Here is a 26744-nt window from a genome sequence, read left to right on the forward strand (position 1 = left end):
AAATGTGAATCCTAATAATCGAGAAAAATGAAAGAGAAAAAAGAAACAATGTACTCTGTGGGGTTAGACATGGGTAATTCCAAAATGTGTGCAGTAGCAGGAAAAAAAGACGCTCACGGAAACATCACAATCCTACATTACGCCGAAGAAAAGTATGACCCAGATTACGAATCTATGTCGAAAGGCTTTTCCAAAAATCGTCAAAACTTTGACCAAACCGCTAGTCGCGTTTTACAAAAACTTGCCAATAAATCGAGCTTAGATATTGGCTCTGTCAACTGTAATTACTCCAATGAGTTTATCAGTGTCAAAAACGCAAGAGAAGAGTACACAAACTCTGGAAACAAATTCACGGTAAATGATAATACATTAGATCAGATTGTAAGAACAGCCAAAGAAAACTTCAGGAAAAAGAATAAGATAGAGTGCCTTCATCCGCTACCAACAGATTTTTACATCGATGGCGATAAAATCAATAAATATCCTGAAGGTGCCACTGGAAATAAACTCACTTGTAATTTTAATTTTGTTACCAGCCCAAAAGAAAAGCTTGAGAACTTTTACGACACCGTAAGTAACCTTAATTATGATTTCATAGAAACTAAGAAATCCGGTAATCCTGTGACGGTAGAGCAGATTATTTACGGCCCTATAGCAGATGCCATTGCTGTACTTTCTGTTGAAGACAAACAAAATGGTATTTTACTTATAAATTTCGGCTCACAACTAACAGAAATTACGGTTTTTAAAGACTTTGGACTAAGACATACTAGTGTTTTAGGTATTGGCTCATCAGCTATCCTAAAAGACCTTATTCAAGCCTTTAACATCACCGAGAAGCAAGCGGAAGAAGTGTTGCGTTCCAGTTGCGAGAAAAGCAGCAATGAGATTGAAATAAATGAAGTTTTGGAGCTTGAAGGTAAAGACGGACTACCAACCAAACAATTACTATTAAAGTCTGTTGCAATAGTAATTGAGAGCAGATTAAAAGAAATAGTAGCCTTAATAGCGTCAAACGTAATTGAAAGTGATTACGCCAGAGTTCTTGGAAACGGTGTTATGGTTTCAGGAGCCGTTGCCAGATTAGAATTGGTAAAAAGAATATTTGAAAAATCATTCTCACCGTTAATTGTTCGTGTGGCAGATTCCACTAGAAATATTGACAATAATGCTTTCTTTGAGCTTTCTCATCCGAAATACAGCACAGCCGTAGGACTTATGCTTTCTACCCTGAAATCGGTAGACGAAAGACTGCCTATGAGTAATGTTATGAAAGAGAAAAGGAAAATCCCTATCTCATTTTTTAAAAATAATCCAATTTCTTCTTTTCTGGAAAGACTGGAAGATCCTGAACTTAGACAAGCCTACAATTAGTGCTTTCATTTAAAATTTAGAAATTATGTTATACCCTCAAGACTATGGACTAGATTTCCAATCTGACATGCCTAACATTATCACGGTAATAGGTGTAGGTGGTGCGGGTGGCAATGCCGTAAAAACGCTTCACAAGATGGGCATTAAAGATGTCAATATTATTGCAGCCAATACGGATTTACAAGTTCTTAAGAACCTACCAAGTGAGATCACTAGATTACAGCTTGGGGCTCAATTAACAAAAGGTCTTGGTGCGGGTGCAATTCCAAGAGTAGGTGAAGAAGCCGCCCTTGAAAGTGAAGACTCTATTAATCAGCTTTTTAATGAGCCCACAGAAATGGTCTTCATCACTGCTGGTATGGGTGGAGGAACAGGCACAGGTGCCGCTCCAGTGATAGCCCGAATAGCTCAGGAAAGAAACATGCTTACCGTAGGCGTGGTTACCGATCCATTCAGCTGGGAAGGAACAGAGAAGATAGAGCAGGCTCTGGAAGGTATAGAAAAAATGAAAACCTACTGTGACACTGTGCTGATTGTGAAAAATGATAGATTAGAAAATCTTTTTCATGATATGGACATTCAAGAAGCCTTTGAAAGAGCTGACGGAATCCTTGCTAATGGTGTTAAAAGTATTGCAGAGCTTATCACTAGACCAGGTATCATTAACTTAGACTATGCTGACGTAAAAACAGTTCTTAAAAACGCCGGACAGGCCGTTATGGGCTCTGCTGAAGCTTCTGGTGTAGATAGGGCTAAAATAGCCGTAGAAGAGGCCTTAAAGTCCCCATTATTACACAGCAATAACATTAAAGGATCCAAAAGATTGTTGGTGTCCATATGTTACTCTGATGAAAAACCAGAATACAAAATTAAGATGAGTGATCAAGCCATGATCATGCGTTTCATTGAAAATGAAATAAAGACCAAGGCAAAGATTGTAAAACATGGTTATTCTATTGATAGATCTTTAGAAGATCGTATTAGAGTAACCATCGTAGCAGCTGGAATTACAGATTTTGGCACGAGCCTGTCTGAGCAAAAGAAAGAAACAGAAAATGATACCGAAATGGACGAGGACAGTCCTTTTTCTACGTTCGGTATGCCAGGTCTTGCTAGTTCAAAATCAATTAAAAAGAAAATAAAAACCATTCCAGACAATCAAGTTGGTCTGTTTGAGGGAGAAGAAAAATTAAGAGAAACTGTAACTTCCTTTTCTAAAAATGAAAATACAAAAGAAGATATTGAAAACACTCCCGCGTATTTGAGATTTGGACTAGAGCTAGTAGATGTAGATGATATTCCAGAAGAAAATAGATTGATTAATAAAATATAAAATCCTTTTCCTCATTTCGGGCTCCTAGATAAAAACTTATTTAGGAGCCTTTTTTTTATTTCCAAACTATGCTGGATAAGTAAATTTGTAGACCTCTTCAAACAAAAAGGGCAGCCGATGGCTGCCCTTTTCCTAATACGAATTTGAGATTATTACTCTCCTTTTTCTTTCTTGATAACTTCTTCAGCAATACTCTGAGGAACGATATCATAATGTGAAAAAGTAAGGTTGGCAGTGGCACGACCTGAAGAAATAGTTCTTAAGTCGGTAACATAACCAAACAACTCAGATAATGGCACAGAAGCCTTTATCACCTGAGAACCTTGCTTTGTATCCATTCCCTTCATTACACCACGACGACGGTTCATGTCACCAGTAATAGGTCCTGTATACTCATCAGGAGTTAATATTTCTACTGCCATGATAGGCTCCAATAATTTAGCACCAGCTAATTTACCAGCGTTACGGAATGCCAATCTAGCAGCCATCTCAAAAGAGAAAGAATCTGAATCCACATCATGGAAAGAACCATGATACAGACGAACCTTCATAGAATCCACAGGGAAACCAGCTAAAGGACCATTTTTCATTGCTTCTCTAAAACCTTTCTCAATAGATGGAATAAATTCACGAGGAATAGTACCACCTACAATATTATTTACAAACTGTAAACCAGTTTCTTTTTCTTTTCCTTCTTCCGGCTCATCGCGGGGTCCGATTTCGAATACGATATCGGCAAATTTACCACGACCACCTGATTGCTTTTTATAAACCTCTCTTCCGTCATGAGTCTGGGTAAGTGTTTCTTTATAAGCTACCTGTGGTGCACCTTGGTTAATCTCCACTTTAAATTCACGACGCATTCTGTCAATGATAATATCTAAGTGAAGCTCACCCATACCTCTCATGATAGTCTGACCAGTTTCCTCATCAGTTTCCACTTGAAGTGTTGGATCTTCCTCTACTAATTTAGTAATGGCATTACTGAATTTATCTTGATCAGCTGTTTTCTTAGGCTCAATAGCATATCCAATAACTGGATCTGGAAAATCCATAGATTCCAAAACAATAGGAAATTTCTCATCAGAAAGAGTATCTCCTGTTTTGATATCTTTAAACCCTACTACCGCAGCTATATCACCAGCTTCTAATACATCAATCTGATTTTGCTTATTAGCATGCATTTGGAAAATACGAGAAATACGCTCTTTGTTACCAGAACGATTATTTAACACGTAAGAACCAGATGGCAACGCACCAGAATAAGAACGGATAAAGCATAAACGACCTACGAATGGATCAGTTGCAATTTTAAATGCCAATGCAGCAAACGGCTCTTTAACATCAGGTTGACGGATAATAACATCACCTGTATCTGGGTCAGTACCTCTAATACCATCTCTATCCAACGGAGAAGGCAGTAATTCCATTACGTAGTCAAGCATTGTCTGAACCCCTTTGTTTTTAAAGGCAGTTCCGCAAAGCATTGGTACGATATCCAAATTGATCGTAGCAGTTCTAAGAGCTTTAATAATTTCTTCGGCAGAAATAGACTCTGGATCTTCAAAGTATTTCTCCATTAAAGACTCATCTACAGAAGCCACAGACTCCAATAGATTTTCTCTCCACTGAGCTACCTCTTCCACCATATCCGCAGGAATAGGAACTTCTGTGAAAGTCATTCCTTTATCCTCTTCGTTCCAAACGACACCTCTGTTATAAACTAAGTCAACAACACCAATAAAGTTCTCCTCATTACCAATTGGCAATTGAAGAGGCACGGCGTTGCTACCTAACATTTCTTTTACTTGAGCACAAACATTTAAAAAGTCTGAACCCTGACGATCCATTTTGTTTACAAAACCTAAACGTGCTACGTTATAGTTATTTGCAAGACGCCAGTTTGTTTCAGATTGTGGCTCTACACCATCTACTGCAGAAAATAAGAATACTAAACCATCAAGTACACGTAAAGATCTATTAACCTCCACTGTGAAATCCACGTGACCAGGAGTATCAATGATATTCATGTGATAGCTGTGACCTTTATATTTCCAGTCTAGCGTAGTAGCAGCAGAAGTAATGGTAATACCTCTTTCTTGCTCCTGCTCCATCCAGTCCATAGTAGCAGCACCATCATGTACTTCTCCTATCTTGTGACTAACACCCCCATAATAAAGGATACGTTCGGTAGTGGTAGTTTTACCAGCATCAATATGAGCGGCAATACCAATGTTTCTTGTGTATTTTAAATCGCGAGCCATTATTAAATATTTACTTATTTTTAGACCTAAATCGTTGCCTATCAACAGAATCAGGACTTATAAAGATCCTAAAGTTACCTTTCTGTTTTCGGGGTGCAAAAGTACATACTTTTTTCTAAGAAATAAACTATCTTTGATAGTATAAGTGTGTAAAGAAGTAATATTATAGATTTTAAGCACCATTGAATAAGATTTCAATTTCAAAAAGTCACAAATCAGAAACAATTATTTAAGTTTGACAGCTCAAAGTAAAAAGAGACAATCATGGCAAAAAACACCAAGACCGAAGATCCACAAATCAATATCGAACTATCCGAAGAAATGGCCGAAGGCGTATACGCCAACTTAGCGATGATAGCCCATTCCAACTCTGAATTTGTGATAGATTTCATAAGATTGATGCCAGGAGTACCAAAGGCCAAGGTAAAATCAAGAATAATTCTGACGCCTGAGCACGCTCAAAGATTACTAGCGGCACTTCAGGACAACATCAGCAAATACGAAGATAATTTTGGTGCTATCAGAGAAAACAATGATGCCGCCCCGTTTCCTATGAACTTTGGCGGCCCAATGGGCGAAGCCTAGAAACCTAAGTCTGTCTTGATAAAGCTTGTTTATTGTAAGGAAATTTACACCTATATAATATAGGGAATTTAAATTCTAAACAAGCTTATCAACTATTTTTCTTCTACTTATCTTTTGGTAAAATAATTTCATTACCTTTGCACTCCCTTTTTCAGGGGAGAACATATTTTTTTTAACATTTTTAATTTTTACAATGCCTACTATACAACAGTTAGTAAGAAAAGGAAGAGAGCAGCTTCAGCATAAGTCAAAATCTCCTGCATTGGATTCTTGCCCACAGCGTCGTGGCGTTTGTACTCGTGTTTACACTACTACTCCTAAGAAACCAAATTCGGCTCTTAGAAAAGTAGCTCGTGTGAGACTTACAAACCAGAAAGAAGTGAACGCTTACATCCCGGGTGAAGGTCATAATCTACAAGAGCACTCTATCGTATTGATAAGAGGTGGTAGAATCAAAGATCTTCCTGGTGTACGTTATCACATCGTTCGTGGAGCATTGGATACCGCAGGTGTAGCGAGCAGAATGCAAGGTCGTTCTAAGTATGGTGCTAAGAGACCTAAAGCAGCCAAAAAGTAGTCCCCATTGTTTTTAAATTAGGGTAGCAATACCATATATATAAAACAGGGAAGTAATGTTACTCACAATGAGTAATGTGAATTAGTTTATTTAAACGAAACCTCATTAAAAAAACAAAGAAATGAGAAAAAGAAAACCGCCAAAACGTTACGTATTGCCTGACCCAAAATTCAGGGACACTAACGTTACCAAATTTGTAAATAATTTGATGATTCAAGGTAAAAAAAGCTTAGCCTATAGCATTTTTTACGGAGCATTAGAATTGGTTGAAAAAAGAACCGAGGAAAATGGTCTTGAAGCATGGAAAAAAGCATTAAACAATGTTTCTCCATCTGTAGAAGTAAAAAGCCGTCGTGTAGGTGGTGCTACTTTTCAGGTGCCTATCGAGGTTCGTGTTGAAAGACGTCAGTCTTTAGGCATGAAATGGCTTATTAGCTATGCTCGTAAGCGTGGAGAAAAAACCATTACAGAGCGTTTAGCTGGCGAGATTATCGCAGCAGCTAAAGGTGAAGGTGCAGCCGTTAAGAAAAAAGACGACACGCACAGAATGGCAGACGCAAACAAAGCATTCTCTCACTTCAGAATGAGATAATAGCTTTTAGCAAGTCTTTATTAAAACCTTCTCAAGAAATTGGGAAGGTTTTTTTGTGGGTAAGTTTAAAATGTCGCAGCTATAATTACGCATCATCAAACATTAGCCTTTAATAGAGAAGTAGTATCTGACCCAGATTAAAAGCAAGATTAAGAAAAACAAGAAACCTTCTCCATTGCTGAAGAAGGTTTCTAAAAGTCTATTAATTCTCGAAAACATATTTGCTATTAACCTGGCAACGGAGCACCTACTGCTACTGCACAATCATGACCTGGTTGACCATGTGCAGGGTTTAATTTCCCTCCATTGGGTACACCAAAATTAGGCGTTGCTGCTGTTGGTGCTGCTAAACTAGGAACAGCAGCTTGAGAAGACCCTGCCGCCGGCAAAGGATCACCTACTGCAACGGCACAATCATGCCCTGGCTGACCATGAGCAGGATTGATGTTTTTAAGATTGGCATTCAAATTTGGCGTAGCGGCTACTGGTGCACTTAAAGCAGGTGTTGCTGCCACAGGCTGGCTTACCGCAACAGCAGCTTTAGGCAAAGGAGCACCCACTGACACAGCACAATCATGTCCAGGCATTCCGTGAGCCGGGTTCAGACCAGAAGTTGAACCACTAAAGTTTTTAGGGGCATTCAAGTTCATCAACTGACCCAATTTGGTAGGAGGATGAATTTCTGCACCGGAAGATATATTATCTGTATTAGAAACTGCCACAGGCTCAGCAACTGTCATCGGAGTAGATGTAATAGGAGTTGCTGCAGTTTCAGATGAACTTAAAGCATCCGACTGACCACCATCAGAATTACACCCTGTGATGCCTAAAGACAGCAAACCAAGCATTAAAAGTACCTTCTTTTCAATTTTCATTCTATTAGGAAATTTATTCATATCCATATAATTACAATAATAACGCCAAAGTTTAAAGATAAAAAAACATCTACATAAACACAATGTAATAGACTGTTCCAAAGGAATTTCCGTTGCAAACATTTATAAAAACATTTCTTATGACCTAAGACCTTATCTCCATAATAACATCCAAAATACACACTTAGGCAAGATTTTAGACTTCGTAAACCATACATTCTAGGCCACGAAATTCAGTTTCTTATTTTAGCTAAATCGACGTAAAAGCCTCATTTTTGCAAACCCAAAGCATCTGATAAAAGAGAATGACAATTCTGGATACCATCGTAGAAAAGAAAAGGGCTGAAATAGCCCTTGCTAAAGAAAGCATCCCTATTGAGAATTTAAAGACTTACAAACACTTTGACCGTGTGGGTCTGTCATTAAAGGACTCTTTGAGCCGAAAAGGCTCTTCAGGAATCATTGCAGAATTTAAAAGAAAGTCTCCTTCTAAGGGTTTTATCAAGAACGACGCCAATATCACGGAAATTACCCAAGGATATGCTTCCGGTGGAGCTGCTGGAATGAGTATCTTAACAGACAACAGTTTTTTTGGGGGCTCTAAAGAAGATCTTCTTGAAGCAAGAAAGGCTAATCCAAACACTCCGCTTCTTAGAAAGGATTTCATGGTGGACAGTTATCAACTTTTTGAAGCTAAAGCATGGGGAGCAGACGTGATTCTACTTATTGCGGCCTGTTTAAGTCCTAAAGAGATCATGGAACTCAGTTCAATGGCTCATGAGATTGGTTTAGAGGTTTTATTAGAAATCCATAATGAAGAAGAGTTGGCGAGTAGTCCTTTAGAACATATAGATGTGATAGGTGTGAATAACAGAAATCTCAAGAACTTCAGTGAAAGCAATGTGAATGCCTCCCTAAATCTTATAAACCTTATTCCAAAAGAAATGGTTAAGATATCTGAGAGTTGTATTAGTGAAACTGCCACCATAAAGGAACTTCAAGCAGTAGGGTTTCAGGGTTTTTTAATTGGAGAAAACTTCATGAAAGCCGAAGACCCAGGAAACGCATTGAAGACATTTATTCTAGAATTAGAAAAACAATAATGAATTTAAAGCTCAAAGTATGTGGCATGAGAGAGGGTCAAAACATTCAAGATGTTTTAACTCTTAAACCAGACTTTATGGGTTTTATTTTCTTTGAAAAATCTCCAAGAAACATTGGAGATTACGACCTTACAGCAAGATTCAACAACTTCCCTAAAGACACTAAAAAAGTAGGTGTTTTTGTAGATGCCCCAGAGGAATTTGTTGTCGATAAAGTAAGAAGATACCAGCTAGATTTAGTGCAGCTTCACGGAAAAGAAACGGTTTCTTATTGCCAGAAACTCCGTAGCCTTAAAATTCCTGTAATGAAGGCCTTCTCAGTTGATGAAAATTTCGATTTTGAGACGGTTGAAAGCTATCAGAAAGTTTCGGATTATTTTCTTTTTGACACCAAAGCGTCAGGAGGACATGGTGGTCATGGCATTTCTTTCGATTGGAATTTGTTAAAAAAGTATACCTTAGAAACACCTTTTTTCTTAGCGGGAGGAATAGATCTTAGTAACATTGACCAATTACAATACATTGAGAATCCCTCTTTCATGGGAATCGATGTGAATAGCAAGTTTGAAACAGAACCGGCTAAAAAAGATATAGAAAAACTAAAAGAGCTCAAACTGGTGCTGGACGCATTTAAAACTAAATGACATCGTTTTTAAAAGCCAATTAGCTATTTTTACCATTAGAATTTGATTACGATAATTACATGCTGCAAATAGAAAATTCAGCTTTTGCTGTTAATGAGAGAGGATATTACGGGAATTTTGGTGGAGCATGGATTCCAGAAATGCTTTATCCCAATGTGGAGGAGCTTCGCCAAAACTATTTAGACATCATCTACAAAGATGAGTTTCAAGAAGAGTTTAACGACTTGTTAAAAAACTATGTAGGACGCCCTACCCCACTTTATTTCGCCAACAGACTTTCTGAGAAATATCAAACCAATATTTACCTCAAGAGAGAAGATTTGTGTCATACGGGAGCTCACAAAGTCAATAACACCATTGGCCAGATTTTATTAGCCCAAAGATTAGGCAAAAATAAGATTGTAGCAGAAACCGGTGCTGGACAGCATGGCGTAGCCACGGCCACCGTATGTGCCTTAAAGGGCATAGAGTGCATTGTTTACATGGGGGAAGTGGACATTGAAAGACAGGCACCCAATGTAGCCAGAATGAAAATGTTAGGAGCCGAAGTGAGACCCGCCAAAAGTGGTTCAAGAACTTTAAAAGATGCGACCAACGAAGCCATGAGGCATTGGATTAATAATCCGACCGACACCCATTATATTATAGGCTCGGTAGTAGGGCCTCACCCTTACCCTGATATGGTCGCTAGATTTCAGTCCGTTATTTCGGAAGAAATCAAAAAGCAACTTTTGGAACATACTGGAAATGCAAACCCTGATTATGTGGTCGCTTGTGTAGGCGGAGGGTCTAATGCAGCCGGAACCTATTTCCATTATCTGGATGAGCCTTCCGTTAAGATTATAGCAGCAGAAGCCGCCGGACACGGTATTACGACCGACAAATCTGCCGCTACAACTTTCCTTGGGAAAAAAGGTGTTTTACATGGCAGCAAAAGCCTTTTGATGCAGACCGCCGACGGACAAGTGATAGAGCCGCATTCCATTTCTGCAGGACTGGATTATCCGGGTATAGGACCAATGCATGCTCATCTTTGGGAATCTGGCAGAGCTAAATTTTATGATGCCACAGATGACGAAGCTTTAGCAGCTGGTTTTGAGTTAACAAAACTAGAAGGCATTATACCCGCCATAGAATCTTCTCATGCCCTAGCCGTTTTAGGCAAATTAGGAGCACAGAAAAACGAAACCGTAGTGGTAAGTTTATCTGGAAGAGGAGACAAAGACTTAAGTACTTACATGAAGCATTTATAATCAACCCTTTTGGCCTAGGCCAAATACAAACCTTTAGCAGTGAAAAAAACACTTTTAGTATTATCTATCGCCGTATTAGGAATGGCTTGCCAACCACAAACGGAAACAAAAGAAGAAGAAGTCAAAGAAACAGTAACAATGGAAGAAACAGCGAAATTAAGACACGTAGTCATGTTTAAATTTAAAGATGACGCCACCAAGGAGGCCGTAGACGCTGTGGTGACTTCTTTTGAAAATCTACCAAACGAAATTCCAGAAATCAAAGGTTTTGAGTGGGGTGTTAATAACAGCCCAGAAGGTTTGAATCAGGAGTATACCCATATTTTTACACTGACTTTTGATTCTGAAGAAGGTAGAGCAGTTTATTTGCCACATCCTGCTCACAAAGCATTTGGAGAGGGTTTAGGTCCTGTTCTAGATAAAGTTATGGTGATGGATTATTGGAATAAATAAGGTTGACTTAGAGAGCCTCAGTCAACTAATGAGTCTCAGTTAACTGTAATAATGAATTTGTGATTGTAGTATTTTACGTAATAAATGAATCGATTAGAACAGCTATTTATTGATAAGCCAAATGATGTTTTGAACATCTACTTTACGGCTGGTTTTCCTAATCTTAACGACACCGTGCCTTTGTTAGAGGCGGCACAAGAAGGTGGAGCTAGTTTAGTGGAAATAGGTATGCCTTTTTCTGACCCCGTAGTAGATGGAGAAACTATTCAAAAGGCCAATTTAAGGTCTCTCCAAAATGGCATGTCTGTGGCTTTGCTTTTTGAGCAATTGAAAGGTATGCGAGAGCAGATAAATCTTCCAATTATTTTAATGGGAGACATTAATCCAGTTTTCCAGTTCGGCATAGCAGAATTTTGTCAGAAATGTGAAGAAGTGGGTGTAGATGGTCTAATTCTTCCCAACTTACCAATGGCAGAGTATCTTCAAGATTTTAAAGAGCTTTTTGATAAGCATGGATTGATAAATATCTTTTTAATTACACCGCAAACCTCGGAAGACAGAATTAGAGAGATAGATGAGTATTCTTCTGGATTCGTTTATATGGTTTCTTCTGCCTCTACCACAGGTTCTACCGCTGGTATTACAGAAGAAATGAAAGGCTATTTCGACAGAGTTAACAAAATGAATTTAAAAATTCCGAGATTGATAGGTTTCGGAATAAAAGACAAGGAGACCTTTAATGAAGCCAGTCAATACGCCAACGGTGCCATTATAGGAAGTGCTTTCGTTAGGGCCATTGACACTGCAAACCCGACAGAAGGAGCAAAAATATTTTTAAATCAAGTTTTAAACTAATATAGATTTTGACCTAAGGTTGGTTTCTATATATCATTAATTGAATCATTAAAATTATGACAGCATACGTATTTCCAGGTCAAGGAGCTCAATTTAGTGGAATGGGCAAAGAGCTTTATGAAGAGTCTACCAAGGCCAAAGAACTTTTTGACAAAGCCAATGAAATATTAGGTTTTGAAATCACCAAAATTATGTTTGAAGGATCCGCAGAAGACTTGCAGAAGACCAATGTAACCCAGCCTGCAGTTTATCTTCACTCGGTTATAAAAGCACTCTGTGCAGATGAGATTAAGGCTGACATGGTAGCAGGTCATTCCTTAGGAGAGTTTTCATCCTTGGTCGTGGCTGGTGTATTGTCTTTTGAAGATGGCCTTAAGCTGGTATCTCAAAGAGCCGAAGCCATGCAAAAAGCATGCGAAATAACACCTTCTACCATGGCAGCAGTATTAAGACTAGAAGATGATAAAGTTGAAGAGATTTGTGCACAAATAACGGAGGAAACGGGTGAAACTGTAGTAGCTGCTAATTACAACTGTCCAGGGCAACTGGTGATTTCTGGTACTGTAAAAGGAATAGATATTGCTTGTGAGAAAATGAAAGAAGCGGGAGCTAAAAGAGCCTTAGTTTTACCTGTAGGTGGTGCATTCCATTCTCCATTAATGGAGCCAGCTAGAGAAGAGTTGGCAGCAGCCATAGAAAACACCGTTTTTAACAGCCCCTCTTGCCCTATCTACCAAAACGTAACCGCCAAGCCTTCGACAGACATTAGTACGATTAAAGCCAACCTCATTGCCCAACTAACAGCACCTGTAAGATGGACACAATCTGTACAAAATATGGTAGCAGACGGAGCGACTAGCTTTGTGGAGTGTGGGCCAGGAAAAGTGCTTCAAGGCTTAGTAAGCAAAATAGCTGCGGATGTAGAGGTTTCTGGAATATAGTTGTTAATAACTAATATTAAGGAACTTAGGGGTAACAGCTCATATTTGACAGAAAATAATTTAAAAACTTTCTCTCAAATGACTTGACAGGAAAGAAAATTGCCCTTATTTTTGCAGCCTAATTACACGATTGACCCGTGGTGTAATGGTAACACAGGGGCTTTTGGTGCCCTTATTGAGGGTTCGAGTCCTTCCGGGTTAACTAGAAAAAGCTGCTGATTAATTTCAGTGGCTTTTTTGCTTTTAATGTTGCCGGAAACGTTGTCGTTTTTGCAAAAAAAGAAGACTTCGGGTATCGAAACCCAAAGTCTTCTTAATACCTAAAGCTTATACTCTAAATCAATCTTCCTTCACAGCCACTGTCTTCAATAACATTTCTTTAAGCTCTTTAAGGTCATTTTTTAAGGCTTTGGTCTCTGCTTGGACTGTTCTTGACTCCGCTCGAACTGACATTGACTCTGCTCGCACGGATAAGAGTTCTGACTCATACGCCGTGTTTTTCTGAATTTGCTTTTGCAGTTGCTCTTGTAGCTTCTCTATTTCCTCTTCTTGCTTCTGGGCTGTCAGTTCGAGCGTAGCCGAGAACCTCATTTCACTAGCTAAGTCACTTTGCAATTTCTTCGTTCTTTCTTCCAAAGCTTTTATGGCGGCAAAACTTACCCCGTCAAAATCTGCAGTGGCTATGGTGGTGTCGTTTCCTATAGTGCCATAGGCATCTTTACCAAAATGATGATGGAATTCTTGTGCCATCACACCCCAGTGGCGGTTTTTTGAGCTATCATCCCCTTTGTAGTTCCAGGTGCCTATAAACATCTGAGATACGCTCTTTAGGACTCTTTCCCCATTAGAAGCAATAAAGTTTTCTTTCTTAGTAGAGTCAGATATAGACGACCATGAGTTTGCTTTATTATGAGCCATTATGCCGTATTTAATAACACTACTTAGGTTATTATCAGTAAAAAAAGTATAACCATTTTCAAAGCGAGCCAAAAGCCTATTTTCCACATCTGCTTTCAAGGAGTCTCCTGAATCTGAAACATAATCGCTTAAGACCAATGCCCCTTGAAAACCATTAGTAGTTGCCATAACTCCTATTGCCGTGCTGTAAGAACCAGATGCTTTAGTACGATAGCCCATAGCTGTAGAAGAAGTACCTGAGGCAGATGTATAAGATCCTATAGCTGTAGAAAAATTACCAGAAGCAGATGTATAAGATCCAAGAGCTGTAGAAGAAGTACCAGAAGCAGATGTAGAAGAACCCAGAGCTGCAGAATATGAACCTGAGGCAGAGTTAACATAACCCAGAGCTATGGAATAATTACCTGAGGCAACTGTACGATAACCTAGAGCAGTGGAACTAGAACCTGAGGCAGCTGTAATATAACCCAGAGCTGTAGAAGAAGTTCCTCTAGCTTTAAAATCTGAAAGCTTATGCAAACCTGCCCATAAGGCACCAGACCCGACATCATATACAAGACCCCGTCCAATATATTTTTGAACGGCCGATGTAACACCATCTCGTAAAATTGCCTTCCATTTTAAAACAAACCCCGCTCCTACATTAGCATCATTATCTGTCTTGAATTTAATTCTTATCAAGTTATTATTAACAATTAAACTTAAGGGTAAGGCATTACCAGAATACGCTCCAAGAACCTCAGAAGAATAAAAATCTAAAACATAAACCGTATCTCCATCTGCTTCTGTATCTAACGATTCAAAATCTATATGATAGGCTTGAAAAAGTGGGTCAAATGTATTTAAGCCAAAGGAACAGTCGTAAGACAACCCGCCTATGTAATCTGCATCACCACTTGGGTCTCTTAGGATTCCTGCTAAGGCAGAACTTATATCAATAGAAGCACAACTCATGGTACGCACATTGCTAGCTGGGTCTTCTTTGGTAAATTTAACTTTAGGACCCACTAACAGGCCATTACCAAAAACATTTAACTGGTCTTGGTTGGTGCCGTCATCATTTATGCTATGGGCACCTGGCGTAATGAGAACTGACTGGGCAGTAACTAAGGCTGACACGAAAACTAAGCCTAGAAGAAATAGTATTCTTTTCATATTTCAAGATATATATTCCAAAAATACTTGAAAATCAGATGTTTAAAACCCCAAATCAGTGAGTTTTATTTTACGGCATATTGAAAAACTATTTTGAAAAGACTCGTCCCTTAATTTTCTTAAGGTATGTCATAAACGTCTTTAATAATATACAATGGCATCCACACGAATAAATGCTCAAAACAATTCTAAATAATCCCTTGCGTTGGCACTGTACCGGTAGTCATTGATCTTTAATAAAACCTTCCCAAGAAGGGAAATATATTCATTTCCTTCAATCTTATCGCCATCCACTAATTGATTCATAAACAATTTCAAAGAGGAGATTTTGTTCTTTTACTGATGCCCTATTCTATGTGGATAAATATTTTAACCGTGCGTTGAGCTACTTCCTTATACTCATTAAAGCAATCATCATAACTACAAAAGGCAATCTCATATACACATAACGTTATTATAACATATAAGCACAACACCCTGCAACGCTACAAAACCTCTTGACAATCAACAATACGCCATTTTGGACTGAATATTGATACAGAGCTTATTGTATATTTTTTAGCTCTATAATAAAACCCCTATGAGACCTGCTAATACCAAATTCATTAATTTGAGTTTCAGCGTTTGCTTTTTTACCCTTTTAGGGTTGTTTTTGATTCCCAACAAAAGTATATGCCAAAAAAATTACCTTAAATTTGAGAATTTTGGTATTTCAGAAGGACTCTCACATAGTTATGTACGAAGTATCTGTCAAGATAAACAAGGCTTTCTTTGGCTGGGAACAAGAAATGGTCTTAATAGATATGATGGATATTCCTTTAAAGTTTATCAAAGTAAGTCCAAAGATCCAACTAGTATAAGTAGTAATCAAGTCACCGATATTCATCAAAGTAAAAACGGAAACTTGTGGATTACCACAACCGGAGGGGGCTTAAACCTTTATGACAACACTAAGGATCACTTTACAAGCTTTAAGCACGAAGCAAAGAACACCAATTCGGTTTCCTCTAATTCCCTAAATACCGTATTCGAAGATCATAAAGGAAATGTATGGATAGGGACTGACGGCAAGGGCGTAGATGTATATTCACCAAAGGACAATTCCTTTTCACATTATACTGCTAATATGACCTCTGGTCTAGAAGATAATTTTATAGAAGCGATATATGAGGACAGCAAAAATCAAATTTGGGTAGGAAGCCAGAATGGACTTTATATTTTTAACCATAAAACAAAGTCATTCGCCCCCTTTGATTTTAGCAAATATACCTCCACTAAAGTAAGCGTAAGAACCATATTAGAAGACAGTAAAAACCAATTATGGATAGGCACTAATGGTAATGGTTTATTTAAATACAACACAACCAGCAATTCTATTCAACATTATGTTTATGATGAGAATAAACCCAAAGGCTTAGGTAGTAATGTCATATATGCCTTAGAAGAAGGTCCGAAAGGAAATATATGGATTGGCACCGAAAATGGGGGACTCTCTATCTTCAACCAAAGGGAAAATTCTTTTGAAACTTTTCAAAATGATGAGTTGGACTCCTATAGTCTGAGTAGTAATTCAGTACACTCCTTATTAAAAGATCAAAAAGGAAACATGTGGGTGGGCACCTTCAACTCTGGTATAAATCAAGTAAATATTGATGCTGAAAAGTTTGTCCATTATCGACATAAATCCAAAGTCAATAGCCTTAATAATGATAATATTCTTACAATTTATGAGGACAAGAAAGCCCAAATATGGATTGGGACGGATGGTGGTGGTCTAAATATAATGAATCCTAAAAATGGAAGTTTCAGACATTTCACCCATAACAATAAAGATATTAAGACTATTGCTGGTGACCACGTTTTAAGCGTCCTAGAAATGGAAAACGGAGAAATATGGGTTGGCACTTGGGGAAAAGGAATTACTGTTTTTAATGCTGACGCTAAAATACTCCGGCATTATAAAAACAACCCTTTAAACAAGACATCTCTGAGTAACAATAACATTTGGGTCATGCATCAAGATGTGGATAAAAACATCTGGATTGGTACATACGGCGGAGGCATTAATCTTTACAATCCTTCAAACAATTCTTTTATACAATTTCCCTCCGACCCGCTTCCTGAAAAGAAAGGCACAAATAATAATAAGATACTTTCTATCACAGAAGACACGAAAGGTTTTATCTGGATTGGGACAGATGGGGGCGGCCTGAATAGAATGAAAAAAGCGGATAAGTCTTTTTCATATTTCATGCACCACGATAACAACAACAGTATCAGTAGCAATAGTGTTGATAATGTTTTTGAAGATAAGAATGGTAACCTTTGGATTAGCACTAAGAATGGTTTGGATTTATACAAACCAAAAGAAAAGCTTTTTACTCAGTTCTCAGAAGAAGATGGCTTAGAAGGAAATATCATTCAAGGAGTATTAGAAGACAATAACGAAAACCTATGGATTAGCACCAATAAAGGCATAAGTAGATATAATCCAACGACGAGGACCTTTCATAATTATTCTGAAGCTGATGGGCTTCAAAAAGGCCAATTTAAAGAATTAGCTTTTTGTAAAACCAAGATGGGTAAAATGTATTTCGGGGGAAATAATGGAATCAACGCTTTCTGGCCTGACAGTGTAAAGCAAGTCAGCTTTGAGCCTCCATTGCTCATCACTGGTTTTAAGATTTTCAATAAAAACATTGCCGTAGCAAAGGACGAGAAAGATATCTCACCCTTAAAGAAAAACATTTCAATCGTTGATAAAATAACACTCTCTTATAAAGACCAGGTTTTTTCATTCGATTTTTCTTCTTTGAACTTCGTATCCGATAAAAAGAAAAAATATCAATATAGAATGCTCGGCTTTGACCAAGAATGGCAGCAAGTGGGAAACGAACATTCCGCTACTTATACTAATCTAGACCCTGGCAAATACATATTTCAAGTAAATGGTCTGAACAATGACGGTAATTGGTCTGAACATCCTAAAGAGCTATATCTCACTATTACGCCACCATTTTGGAAAACTTGGTGGTTTAGACTATTAATCATAATGGCCTTCTTTGGAAGCATCTTTGCACTCTATAGATACAGAACGAGAGCAATAAGAAGAAAAAAGGCTTCCCTAGAAAGGGAAATCAGAAAACGCACAAGCGAACTTCAAATATCAACCGAACATGAAATTGCAGCTCGTGAAGAAGCCGAAAAAGCTAGAATAGATGCTGAACTTGCCAACAAAGCCAAAAGTGTTTTTTTGGCTACAATGAGCCATGAGATACGGACACCAATGAATGGCGTCATAGGAATGAGTAATCTCTTATTGGAAACAGAGTTAAACAAAGAACAAAAAAGCTATGCAGAAACAATTGGCATTTCGGCCGACAACCTGCTAACGGTCATTAACGATATTCTAGACTTTTCAAAAATAGAGTCTGGGAAAATGGAACTTGAAGACAGAGATTTTAAACTCAGGACTTGTATTGAAGAAGTGATTGACCTGTTTGCGAAAAAAGCAGTTGAAAAGAACTTAGACCTCATTTATCAGATAGACCCAAAGGTTTCAACACACATTTATGGAGACCCAACTAGGCTTAGACAAGTTCTAATAAATCTCATCGGAAATGCCCTTAAATTCACCCATGAAGGCGAAATTTTCCTAAAAGTAAAACTGGCTGAAAGACAAATTCCTGATAAAATCAACCTATCCTTTGAAGTCCGCGATACAGGGATTGGAATCCCTAATGAGAAAAGAGATAAACTATTCCAAGCGTTTTCACAAGTGGATTCCTCCGTAACAAGAAAATACGGAGGAACTGGCTTAGGCTTAATTATCAGTAAGCGATTGGTCAATTTAATGGGTGGAGAAATTGGTATAGAAAGTCAGGAAGGAACTGGCACTACTTTCTATTTTAACATTATAACAATGCCGGGTGAAGCATCTGAGCCCGCCTATATCGCAACAGGCGGACTAGACGCTTTAAGGGGAAAACGTATTTTGGTAATAGATGATAATGAAACAAATAGGAAAATCTTAGAAGCACAACTTAATTTCTGGGAATACAAACCGATTCTTGCATCCTCTGCTTCAGAAGCACTAAAATTGATGGAAAATTCGGAAAGTTTCGATATTATTTTAACGGATATGGAAATGCCTGAAATGAACGGTTTAGAGCTTGCTCATGAAGTGCGTAAAAGGGGTTCGAAGACACCGATCATTTTGCTGAGTTCTCTAGGTGACATATCCTATAAAAACCATGCAGACCTCATTTCAGCAAGCCTTACCAAGCCTGTAAAACAACAGCTGCTCTTTAAAGAAATTCTTACTCAACTCAAAACTCCTGTTAATCTTCAAAAGCCCGATATTCAAGCAGAAAACAAGAAAACAGATGAGTATTTTGCCCAAAAACACCCCGCCAACATCATCGTGGCGGAAGATAACTTAATAAATCAAATGGTTATAACTAAGGTTTTAAAGGGACTTGGCTTTCATCCAACTATAGCTGTGAATGGAGTTCAAGTCATAGAAAAGTTTAAGCAAGGAGATTTCAATATGATTTTGATGGATATTCAAATGCCCGAAATGGACGGTTTAGAAGCTACCCAGCAAATAAGAAAACTCTCGAAAAAACAGCCTATAATAATCGCTATGACAGCAAATGCGATGCAAGGAGATAAAGAAATATGCCTAGAAGCTGGAATGGACGATTATATCAGCAAACCAATAAATAAGGAAGATTTAATGCTCAAAATAAAGAATGGGTTTTCAAAATTGAAGATGGAGGAAGACGCCCTTAAATAGGATTTCTTAATTCAAATTAAGTCCTGTTTTAAGTAAATCAATTAGCCAAAGAGTCTTAAACCAAATGGTATCAATTACGCTTGTTTCTTCATCTTTCGCATAAACTGACTAATTTGCATTTTTAACAGACTCCAAAAAATGAAATACGTTTTCCTATTATTTTTGACCCTCTCTCCATTGCTCAGTACAGCTCAAACTGTGTCAGAAAAAGTAGACAGCCTAGAAACGAAAGTTCTTTTACTCATAGACAACCCCGCCTACAGCATAGAAATACCAGATACTTGGGAGATAAAAACAGGCTGTACAGACACGCAATGCACCGCCGTTTCTAAAGGTGATACCATTGGTGGTTATGACATCTATTTAGAAAGCATCAATCTTACCGTCAATAAACTTTCATCCGCCAGCTATACGGCAGAAAAATATGCCAATTTTTCTATCGGTTATTTACCTAAAGTGGTGAGTGAATTTAAAGTCCTTGAAAAAACTAAGCTCAACTCAAGAAGCTACAGAATTACTTATACAGGAGTAAAAAACAACCTCCGCCAAACTTGGAGACAATACTATCACGTCAAAAATAGCAAGGTCTATATTGTAACATTCTCTGCAGAAGCAAAAAAATATAGATACTACGAAGAAATGATAGAACCTTATTTGGCCAGTTTTAAATTTAAATAAACCATAGAAGTCTGGGCAATTATTCCTACCCATTGCTCTATTTTCCTTGGTGTCGTGGATAGCGAATACTTCTCACGACTACATTCGGCATTTATTCAGGAAGGTATTCGTATAGCGACATCATGTTCAAAAAAGGCATTAATTTACTTTAACATTTCGTTTTCAAAATAGACATATGCCTTCTGCTTTTAGTCTAACTAATATAGCTTTCTTTTAATAATAATCACAAAACGAACATTATGTTAAGTCAAACTTGTTGAGCCATTCGTCACATAATTACTTAGCCATAAGAATGAGTTGATGTAAAGCATACGTCCTATAAATCCTTTCTACGGCTAATTTAGATTCTGGAATATTCAAAGGCATTCCTACTTTGGAAGCATATACATATTCTCTAGAAAGATGGCAAACGATATTTTGTCCATCAATAACCAGAAGTTTCATTTCTTCATTTCCTTCTCTTTAGGGCTCTATCCTCACTCTCTCCATTCGGCAGCTTATTACGAAAAAGATTGCGTATTTGGATCAGGCCCTTTAAAAAGAATTTTATTAGCCTCTAAATAGGCCTTTGACTGCTTGAACTCACAATTTATAAACAACTGATAGTTTACCAGCTAAGAGTTCGTATCAGCTCGAGGTTAAGGACCGCTTGCCCCTAAAGATCATCCGCATAAAACGGAAACAGGAAACAAAGCATCGATTCTATATACATCTGTATTCTCTTCACCTTTATTTTTAAATGAGTATTATTAAAATGTAAAACCCTTAAATTAATCAGAATGAAATCAATACTTTTGCGAAAATTTATATCCAATTAGTGACTGAACTTCTCCACACCCTTGACATACCCGCACTTAAATATTTCATTTTCCTTATTTTTACGATAGAAATAATTAGAATCATCTTTTTAAAAAAAAGTATATCAATAAAAGAAGGCTATTTACTAGGAATTCTTATTGTTGTCTGGGTTTTTGCCTTTAAATGGTATCCGCTTCTGTATAATGCTCCCCTGAATGGAGATGAAGCAATCGTATATAGTAGTGCCTTATCACTTCTAACAATTGATCCCATACCCTATAGAAGTGTAGAGTTTTCAACTTTAGGACCTCTACATGTTTTCTCTTTTATCATTCCTCAACTAGTAGGATTAGATATTTCATTTGCCGCAACAAGATGGATATGGATTATATATTGGTTTGGAACCCAAACTTTTATTTTTCTAACAATAAAGAATCTATTTTCAACACAAAAAGCTTTTGTGTTCCTTTTCTACCCATTTCTTCTTGCATCTACTTCCCTTATTTATGATTTCAACTATTTTTATAATGAATCTACCAGTTTATTGTTTTTAAGTTCTGGTCTATTTTTTTATAGTCTAAACTTCATATCATCAAAACACAAATCCCGCTATGATTATCTAGCCATTTTCCTATTATCGCTTTCGGTTTATGCTAAACCTCATGCTGCCATTTTAGCTTTTGGTCTGTGTTTTTTCATATTACTTCAGAAGTTCAATTCAACTACAAAACTTGAAAAAAGTTATTTCATCAAAATTATAGTTTCAGGATTGATTTTCACAATAGTTTCCTTTGGAGTGCTTGCTCATTTCAAAGCATTAGATGATTTTATATTTTATTACATAACTACTAACTCTAGCTATGGAACCTCTGATAGTATATTCATAAGATTTATAAATACTTTTATTGTACGCTCCACATCTGAACCTTTCATTAACTATTTTGTAAAGCACTTTTATATTGCTCTTCTAATTGCAAACATTATAATGGCTCTATTTATCAAGAAAGTTAACAAAAAAATCATTCTTTACTTCGCCATCTCAGCTTTAACGATCTACTCGATTTCACTTCCTGGAACTTATTATGGGCACTATTTCAACTACCTTTTTCTCAGCATAGGGTTAGGAATTTCTTGTTTGGGTGAAGGCTTAGAACTGCACTTCAAACCCTACCTATTCAAAATTTACATTCTAGCCCTCTTATCAATAGGGACTGCTTTCTTCGGTTTTTCTATGAAGCAACACCAGCTTAACTATTCAAATAATATTTCAAGCATTACAGACCATTCTAAAAATAAGCTTGTGCGATCACCTACAAGCAAATTTCTACTTTCATACTCAGAAAAAAAAGGGATAACAGACCCTAGATTAGCCATATTTGACTGGAGAAATGAGATTTACGTGGAAACTGGTTCTATGCAGGCTACTCACTATAACACACCAGAAAGGTTATTAGGATTTCAAGCCTCTGATAAAAAAATTGTGGAAAAAGCCCGAAACATTTACCTAAACGACCTTAAAATATCTGAACCTTATTTTTTCCTTGTAGCTACTACTAAAAAATATTCCTATTGGGATATGACTATGAAGACTATCAAAACCATTCCAGACCTACACAACTATCTACTTCAGAATTATGATTTCTTAAAAAGTTTTGACGATTTCGATATATACATAAAAAAAGATAATTAGTTACATTTCGGTGTCAATAAACTTTCGTCCGCCAGCTATACGGCAGAAAAATATGCCAATTTTTCTATCGGTTATTTACCTAAAGTGGTGAGTGTAAAGTCTTAGAAAAAACTAAGCTCAACTCAAGAAGCTACAGAATTACTTATACGGGAGTAAAAAACAACCTCCGCCAAACTTGGAGACAATACTATCACGTCAAAAATAGCAAGGTCTATATTGTAACATTCTCTGCAGAAGCAAAAAAATATGGATACTACGAAGAAATGATAGAACCTTATTTGGCCAGTTTTAAATTTAAATAAACCATAGAAGTCTGGGCAATTATTCCTACCCATTGCTCTATTTTCCTTGGTGTCGCGGATAGCGAATATTTCTCACGCTTTCTGCTTCCGCATTTATTACGGATGATATTAGCGTAGCGACTGCATTGTCAAAAAACAATATCTTACTTGAGATTTTCGTTTTGAAACCAGACTAAACCATATGATTTTAGTCTAACTGTTACAGTCCGCTTTTAATAATTATCCAAAAAAACACACAATATGTTAAGAATCATAATCTATACAATAGTAACCGCTGCTTTTTTGGGATGTGGCGTAGCTAAAAACCCACCTTACATTACCGAAGATTTTGAGCAGGCCACAGCAGGTCATGAAAAAATTGCCATTCTTCCTTACGAACCCTATTCTACTTGGCAAATGCGAGAAAAAGGGGAACTTGATTTATGGCAAGAACAAATGGAAATATCTGGACCATTTCTTCAGAAAAAAATCTTTACTGCATTTGCAAAGAAAGTCAATAAAGGCAAGCTTGATTTAGTCGTTCAAAGTTTCTTAAAAACGAATGAGATTTTAAAAGATAACAAAATCACATATCCTACTTTGAAAGACATGGATAAGGCGAGTTTAGGAAAACTCTTAGGTGTAGACGCCATATTTTTTTGTCAGTATTTTGATGATTCTGACAAAAGTGTGGATAGGCCTGGAGTAAGAACAGTAGAAGACTTAGGTAAAGACATGCTTTTCACGGCCTCACTTTTTGATGGGCAAACGGGCAACTTACTTTGGAGAAAGAACCTGGTCATGCCGATACAAACAAGAGCGGACACTAAAGACCTTTTGGCTGTGAAGGCCATAAATAGTTTTGTGAAGTTTATTCCCTATAATTTACCCAAGCTTGAAGATGGTTTGATTGAAAAAGAACTGATTCAGTTTCAGCTGCCTTAACTTCGGACCAAAATCACGACTAACCACACGTCATTCGATATTTTTTGAGCATTCATAGTAAATGGCTTTCTTAAGTATAAGATGTATTTTCGTTTTAAACCAAATCCTATTCAGGTATGAAACCGAAAACGTTTCCTATTCTACTTTGCTTCTTTCTTAGTCTAAATACTTGGGCACAATCTTCTGACAACAATTCAAGAGTAATAAGAATACTTACTTTCAATATTCTTCATGGTGCTACCACCTATGGAGATTTTAATTTAGATCATATTGCTAAGGTAATTTCTGATACTCATCCTGATTTTGTAGCCTTACAGGAAGTAGACTATAAAACCAATAGAGCAAGAAAATATGATTTGGTCACGGAACTCGGCTTTAGAACCAAACTTTCACCCCTCTTTGGCAGAGCCATGAAATATGATGGCGGCGAGTATGGCGAAGGGATTTTATCCAAATACACCTTTCTAAATACCAGAAATGTTGGTTTGCCCCACAGTATTGGAAGCGAACCCAGAGCAGCCTTAGAGGTCACTTCTGTATTGTCGTCTGGTGATACCATATCTTTTATAGGAACTCATTTAGACCATTTGAAAGATGGAAAAGATAGGCTCGCTCAAACAGAAAGTATAAACATGCACTTCTCTTCTAATCCATACCCGACAATTTTGGCAGGCGATTTAAATGATGTGCCTGGAAGTATGGCTATAAATACCTTAGAAAAACTTTGGCTTTCTTCTTATGACAAAGCGAACCCAGAGCCCACGTATCCTTCAGATAAACCCAAAGTCAAAATTGATTATGTTATGTTTTACCCCAAAAACAGATGGAAGGTATTAAGCTCTGAGGTGATTCAAGATACGGTGGCATCAGACCATTGTGCCTATTTAGTGACGGTAGAGCTGCTAGAAAAATAGAAATAAGCCTTTTTCAATTCCTGTAGGTCTATATTTTGCCTTAGCTTTGTCAAAATTCAAACTATGCACTGGGAAACACTTTTTTCTAACAAAAGATACGGCTCTAGAAACCTCCAAAATACAGACGAGACTCGTGGAGAGTATTTGAGAGATTACGACCGACTTATTTTTTCATCCCAGTTCAGAAGACTTCAGGACAAAACGCAGGTTTTCCCGTTACCAGGCTCTGTTTTTGTACATAATAGATTAACACATAGCCTTGAAGTGGCATCGGTAGGCCGTTCTCTAGGAAGGCTGGTAGGCGAAAAAATAGCCCAGAAAAATGCCGACGCTTTAAGCACTCCAGCAATAGAATTTTACAAATTTGCTCTAGCAGATGTTATTCAAACGGGCTGCATCGCTCATGATATCGGTAACCCGCCCTTTGGGCATTCAGGAGAAGATGCTATCAGAACCTTCTTTGAAGAACTTTCTGGCAGCCAAAAGGAAACTTTAGAAAACGAGTTGACGCCAAACCAACTAGCAGATTTAAAAAACTTTGAAGGTAATGCCAACGCCTTCCGCGTACTCAGCACCATTTTTCTTCATGCCGGGCTAAAACTCACTTATACCACTTTAGCTTCAATTGTCAAATACCCAATTGACAGTTTACACGGTTTTGATAAATCTACTGGTCTTATTTCTACTAAAAAATCTGGCTATTTTGACGCTGAACTTCCAGTAGTCAAGCAAATGGTTGATGATTTGAAAATGACTTATATAGACGCGTCTAAGACCCATTTAGCCAGACATCCTTTTGTGTTTTTAGTAGAAGCCGCCGACGACATTTGCTATAGAATTATTGACCTAGAAGACGCCTTTCGTTTACATATACTGTCTTTTGAAGAAGTAAAATCACTGCTACTTCCGTTTTTTGAAGCAGAAAATAATTTCGCTTACATAAAAGAGCAGATGATTACCATGAGAGACGAAAAACAAAAACTCTCGTTGCTCAGAGCCATGCTCATTAGCCTGTTGACCAGAAAGTGTTCAGATGCCTTTATGGCTCACGAGACAGGTCTTTTAAATGGAGATGTTAATAAATCATTGATTGAATTAATCGATAAAAAATCGATTGCGTTGATTGACAAAATTGACCATGTTTCTGTGAGTAAAATCTATAATCACAAATCTGTAGTTGAAATAGAAATTGCTGGTTTTCATGTGATTGGTGGTCTACTGAAAGAATTCCTTGGGGCTATTTTAGAACCCAAATCTGCCAAATCTAAAAAAATGAAAAGACTCATTCCTCAACAGTTTGACATCAATGAGGAGCAGGGGCTCTACTTAAATATACTTTCTGTTTTAGATTTCATTTCAGGCATGACAGACATTTATGCTGTAGATCTTTATAGAAAAATAACGGGGATTCAGATTCCTAGTTTAGGATAAAACAAAAACTCCTTTTTCTTATAATCGGTTAACACAGATATAATTACACATTTCTACCCTACCTCTAGCAGCTTAGCATCACAGACAGGTGTCTGAACCAAATAGGCAATACTAAATGTTTAATTAGCCTAATGTATTTAGGTCTTAAAACGGAAATGGGCAACAAAGCTTCCCTTTTCTTTTTTTGAGCTTTTATAATTCTATTTTAGCCAATTTGGCTTTATCCATCTTATTTTTACTTATCTAGAAACATAAATTATTTCTATAGCCAGACAACTACTTTACCA

Annotated in this window: 21 protein-coding genes and 1 tRNA gene; 18 read left to right on the forward strand and 4 right to left on the reverse strand. The window is 37.3% G+C overall.

Features of this window, described 5'->3' with window-relative positions:
- Positions 1-27: 27 nt before the first annotated feature.
- Both ACSBFT_RS15250 and ftsZ read left to right on the forward strand, forming a co-directional pair.
- Complete coding sequence (locus ACSBFT_RS15250) at positions 28-1374, forward strand: cell division protein FtsA (protein WP_463046839.1); 1347 nt, start codon at positions 28-30, stop codon at positions 1372-1374.
- A gap of 25 nt (positions 1375-1399) precedes the next feature.
- The gene (gene ftsZ, locus ACSBFT_RS15255) at positions 1400-2707 is read left to right on the forward strand and encodes a cell division protein FtsZ (RefSeq protein WP_463046840.1); all 1308 of its coding nucleotides are present in this window, start codon (positions 1400-1402) and stop codon (positions 2705-2707) included.
- A 152-nt stretch (positions 2708-2859) separates the two neighbouring features.
- Here the strand turns inward: ftsZ and fusA are convergent, their stop codons facing one another.
- Positions 2860-4971, reverse strand: coding sequence for an elongation factor G (gene fusA / locus ACSBFT_RS15260; RefSeq protein WP_463046841.1), 2112 nt, complete (start codon positions 4969-4971; stop codon positions 2860-2862).
- Positions 4972-5235: 264 nt separating this feature from the next.
- Here fusA and ACSBFT_RS15265 point away from each other — a divergent pair, with 264 nt between their 5' ends.
- The 3 genes from ACSBFT_RS15265 to rpsG all read left to right on the forward strand — a co-directional run bounded on the left by ACSBFT_RS15265 (position 5236) and on the right by rpsG (position 6725).
- Positions 5236-5556, forward strand: coding sequence for a DUF3467 domain-containing protein (locus ACSBFT_RS15265; protein WP_463046842.1), 321 nt, complete (start codon positions 5236-5238; stop codon positions 5554-5556).
- A 193-nt stretch (positions 5557-5749) separates the two neighbouring features.
- Positions 5750-6133: a 30S ribosomal protein S12 gene (rpsL, locus tag ACSBFT_RS15270; RefSeq protein WP_463046843.1), complete on the forward strand. Its 384-nt coding sequence runs from the start codon at positions 5750-5752 to the stop codon at positions 6131-6133.
- A gap of 121 nt (positions 6134-6254) precedes the next feature.
- Complete coding sequence (gene rpsG / locus ACSBFT_RS15275; protein ID WP_463046844.1) at positions 6255-6725, forward strand: 30S ribosomal protein S7; 471 nt, start codon at positions 6255-6257, stop codon at positions 6723-6725.
- Positions 6726-6952: 227 nt separating this feature from the next.
- Here rpsG and ACSBFT_RS15280 read toward each other — a convergent pair whose 3' ends face one another.
- Positions 6953-7600 (reverse strand): hypothetical protein, encoded by a 648-nt coding sequence (locus ACSBFT_RS15280; RefSeq protein WP_489601267.1) that lies wholly within the window; start codon positions 7598-7600, stop codon positions 6953-6955.
- A 305-nt stretch (positions 7601-7905) separates the two neighbouring features.
- Here ACSBFT_RS15280 and trpC point away from each other — a divergent pair, with 305 nt between their 5' ends.
- The 7 genes from trpC to ACSBFT_RS15315 all read left to right on the forward strand — a co-directional run bounded on the left by trpC (position 7906) and on the right by ACSBFT_RS15315 (position 13051).
- Positions 7906-8703 (forward strand): indole-3-glycerol phosphate synthase TrpC, encoded by a 798-nt coding sequence (gene trpC, locus ACSBFT_RS15285; protein WP_489601269.1) that lies wholly within the window; start codon positions 7906-7908, stop codon positions 8701-8703.
- A complete protein-coding gene (locus ACSBFT_RS15290) occupies positions 8703-9347 on the forward strand; it encodes a phosphoribosylanthranilate isomerase (RefSeq protein ID WP_489601271.1) in 645 nt (214 codons plus the stop codon). Before trpC ends, ACSBFT_RS15290 begins: the two co-directional genes overlap by 1 nt.
- A 59-nt stretch (positions 9348-9406) precedes the next feature.
- A complete protein-coding gene (gene trpB, locus ACSBFT_RS15295) occupies positions 9407-10600 on the forward strand; it encodes a tryptophan synthase subunit beta (protein ID WP_463046848.1) in 1194 nt (397 codons plus the stop codon).
- A gap of 39 nt (positions 10601-10639) precedes the next feature.
- Positions 10640-11053 (forward strand): Dabb family protein, encoded by a 414-nt coding sequence (locus tag ACSBFT_RS15300; protein ID WP_463046849.1) that lies wholly within the window; start codon positions 10640-10642, stop codon positions 11051-11053.
- A gap of 84 nt (positions 11054-11137) precedes the next feature.
- Positions 11138-11908, forward strand: a complete 771-nt coding sequence (gene trpA, locus ACSBFT_RS15305; protein WP_463046850.1) for a tryptophan synthase subunit alpha — start codon at positions 11138-11140, stop codon at positions 11906-11908.
- 56 nt (positions 11909-11964) lie between these two features.
- Positions 11965-12849 carry an ACP S-malonyltransferase gene (gene fabD / locus ACSBFT_RS15310; RefSeq protein WP_463046851.1) on the forward strand — a complete coding sequence of 295 codons (885 nt, stop codon included), beginning with the start codon at positions 11965-11967 and terminating at the stop codon, positions 12847-12849.
- 131 nt (positions 12850-12980) lie between these two features.
- Positions 12981-13051: transfer RNA gene (locus tag ACSBFT_RS15315), tRNA-Gln, on the forward strand.
- 137 nt (positions 13052-13188) lie between these two features.
- Here the strand turns inward: ACSBFT_RS15315 and ACSBFT_RS15320 are convergent.
- Complete coding sequence (locus ACSBFT_RS15320; protein WP_489601273.1) at positions 13189-14922, reverse strand: tail fiber domain-containing protein; 1734 nt, start codon at positions 14920-14922, stop codon at positions 13189-13191.
- Between the two features lie 580 nt (positions 14923-15502).
- On the opposite strand from ACSBFT_RS15320, the gene ACSBFT_RS15325 reads away from it, so the two are divergent.
- The gene (locus ACSBFT_RS15325) at positions 15503-19720 is read left to right on the forward strand and encodes a hybrid sensor histidine kinase/response regulator (RefSeq protein WP_489601274.1); all 4218 of its coding nucleotides are present in this window, start codon (positions 15503-15505) and stop codon (positions 19718-19720) included.
- A gap of 138 nt (positions 19721-19858) precedes the next feature.
- On the forward strand, positions 19859-20398 hold the full coding sequence (locus tag ACSBFT_RS15330) for a hypothetical protein (protein WP_489601275.1): 540 nt from the start codon (positions 19859-19861) through the stop codon (positions 20396-20398).
- A 276-nt stretch (positions 20399-20674) separates the two neighbouring features.
- On the opposite strand, the gene ACSBFT_RS15335 is transcribed toward ACSBFT_RS15330, so the two are convergent.
- Positions 20675-20842 carry a hypothetical protein gene (locus ACSBFT_RS15335; RefSeq protein ID WP_489601276.1) on the reverse strand — a complete coding sequence of 56 codons (168 nt, stop codon included), beginning with the start codon at positions 20840-20842 and terminating at the stop codon, positions 20675-20677.
- Between the two features lie 373 nt (positions 20843-21215).
- Here ACSBFT_RS15335 and ACSBFT_RS15340 point away from each other — a divergent pair, with 373 nt between their 5' ends.
- From ACSBFT_RS15340 to ACSBFT_RS15355, 4 genes are all read left to right on the forward strand, one after another.
- Complete coding sequence (locus tag ACSBFT_RS15340) at positions 21216-22886, forward strand: hypothetical protein (protein WP_489601277.1); 1671 nt, start codon at positions 21216-21218, stop codon at positions 22884-22886.
- 542 nt (positions 22887-23428) lie between these two features.
- A complete protein-coding gene (locus tag ACSBFT_RS15345; protein WP_489601278.1) occupies positions 23429-24112 on the forward strand; it encodes a hypothetical protein in 684 nt (227 codons plus the stop codon).
- A 116-nt stretch (positions 24113-24228) separates the two neighbouring features.
- The gene (locus ACSBFT_RS15350) at positions 24229-25026 is read left to right on the forward strand and encodes an endonuclease/exonuclease/phosphatase family protein (RefSeq protein WP_489601279.1); all 798 of its coding nucleotides are present in this window, start codon (positions 24229-24231) and stop codon (positions 25024-25026) included.
- 63 nt (positions 25027-25089) lie between these two features.
- Complete coding sequence (locus tag ACSBFT_RS15355; RefSeq protein ID WP_463046857.1) at positions 25090-26457, forward strand: deoxyguanosinetriphosphate triphosphohydrolase; 1368 nt, start codon at positions 25090-25092, stop codon at positions 26455-26457.
- Positions 26458-26744: the final 287 nt, after the last annotated feature.

This window comes from Arcticibacterium sp. SM2516, assembly GCF_057914865.1.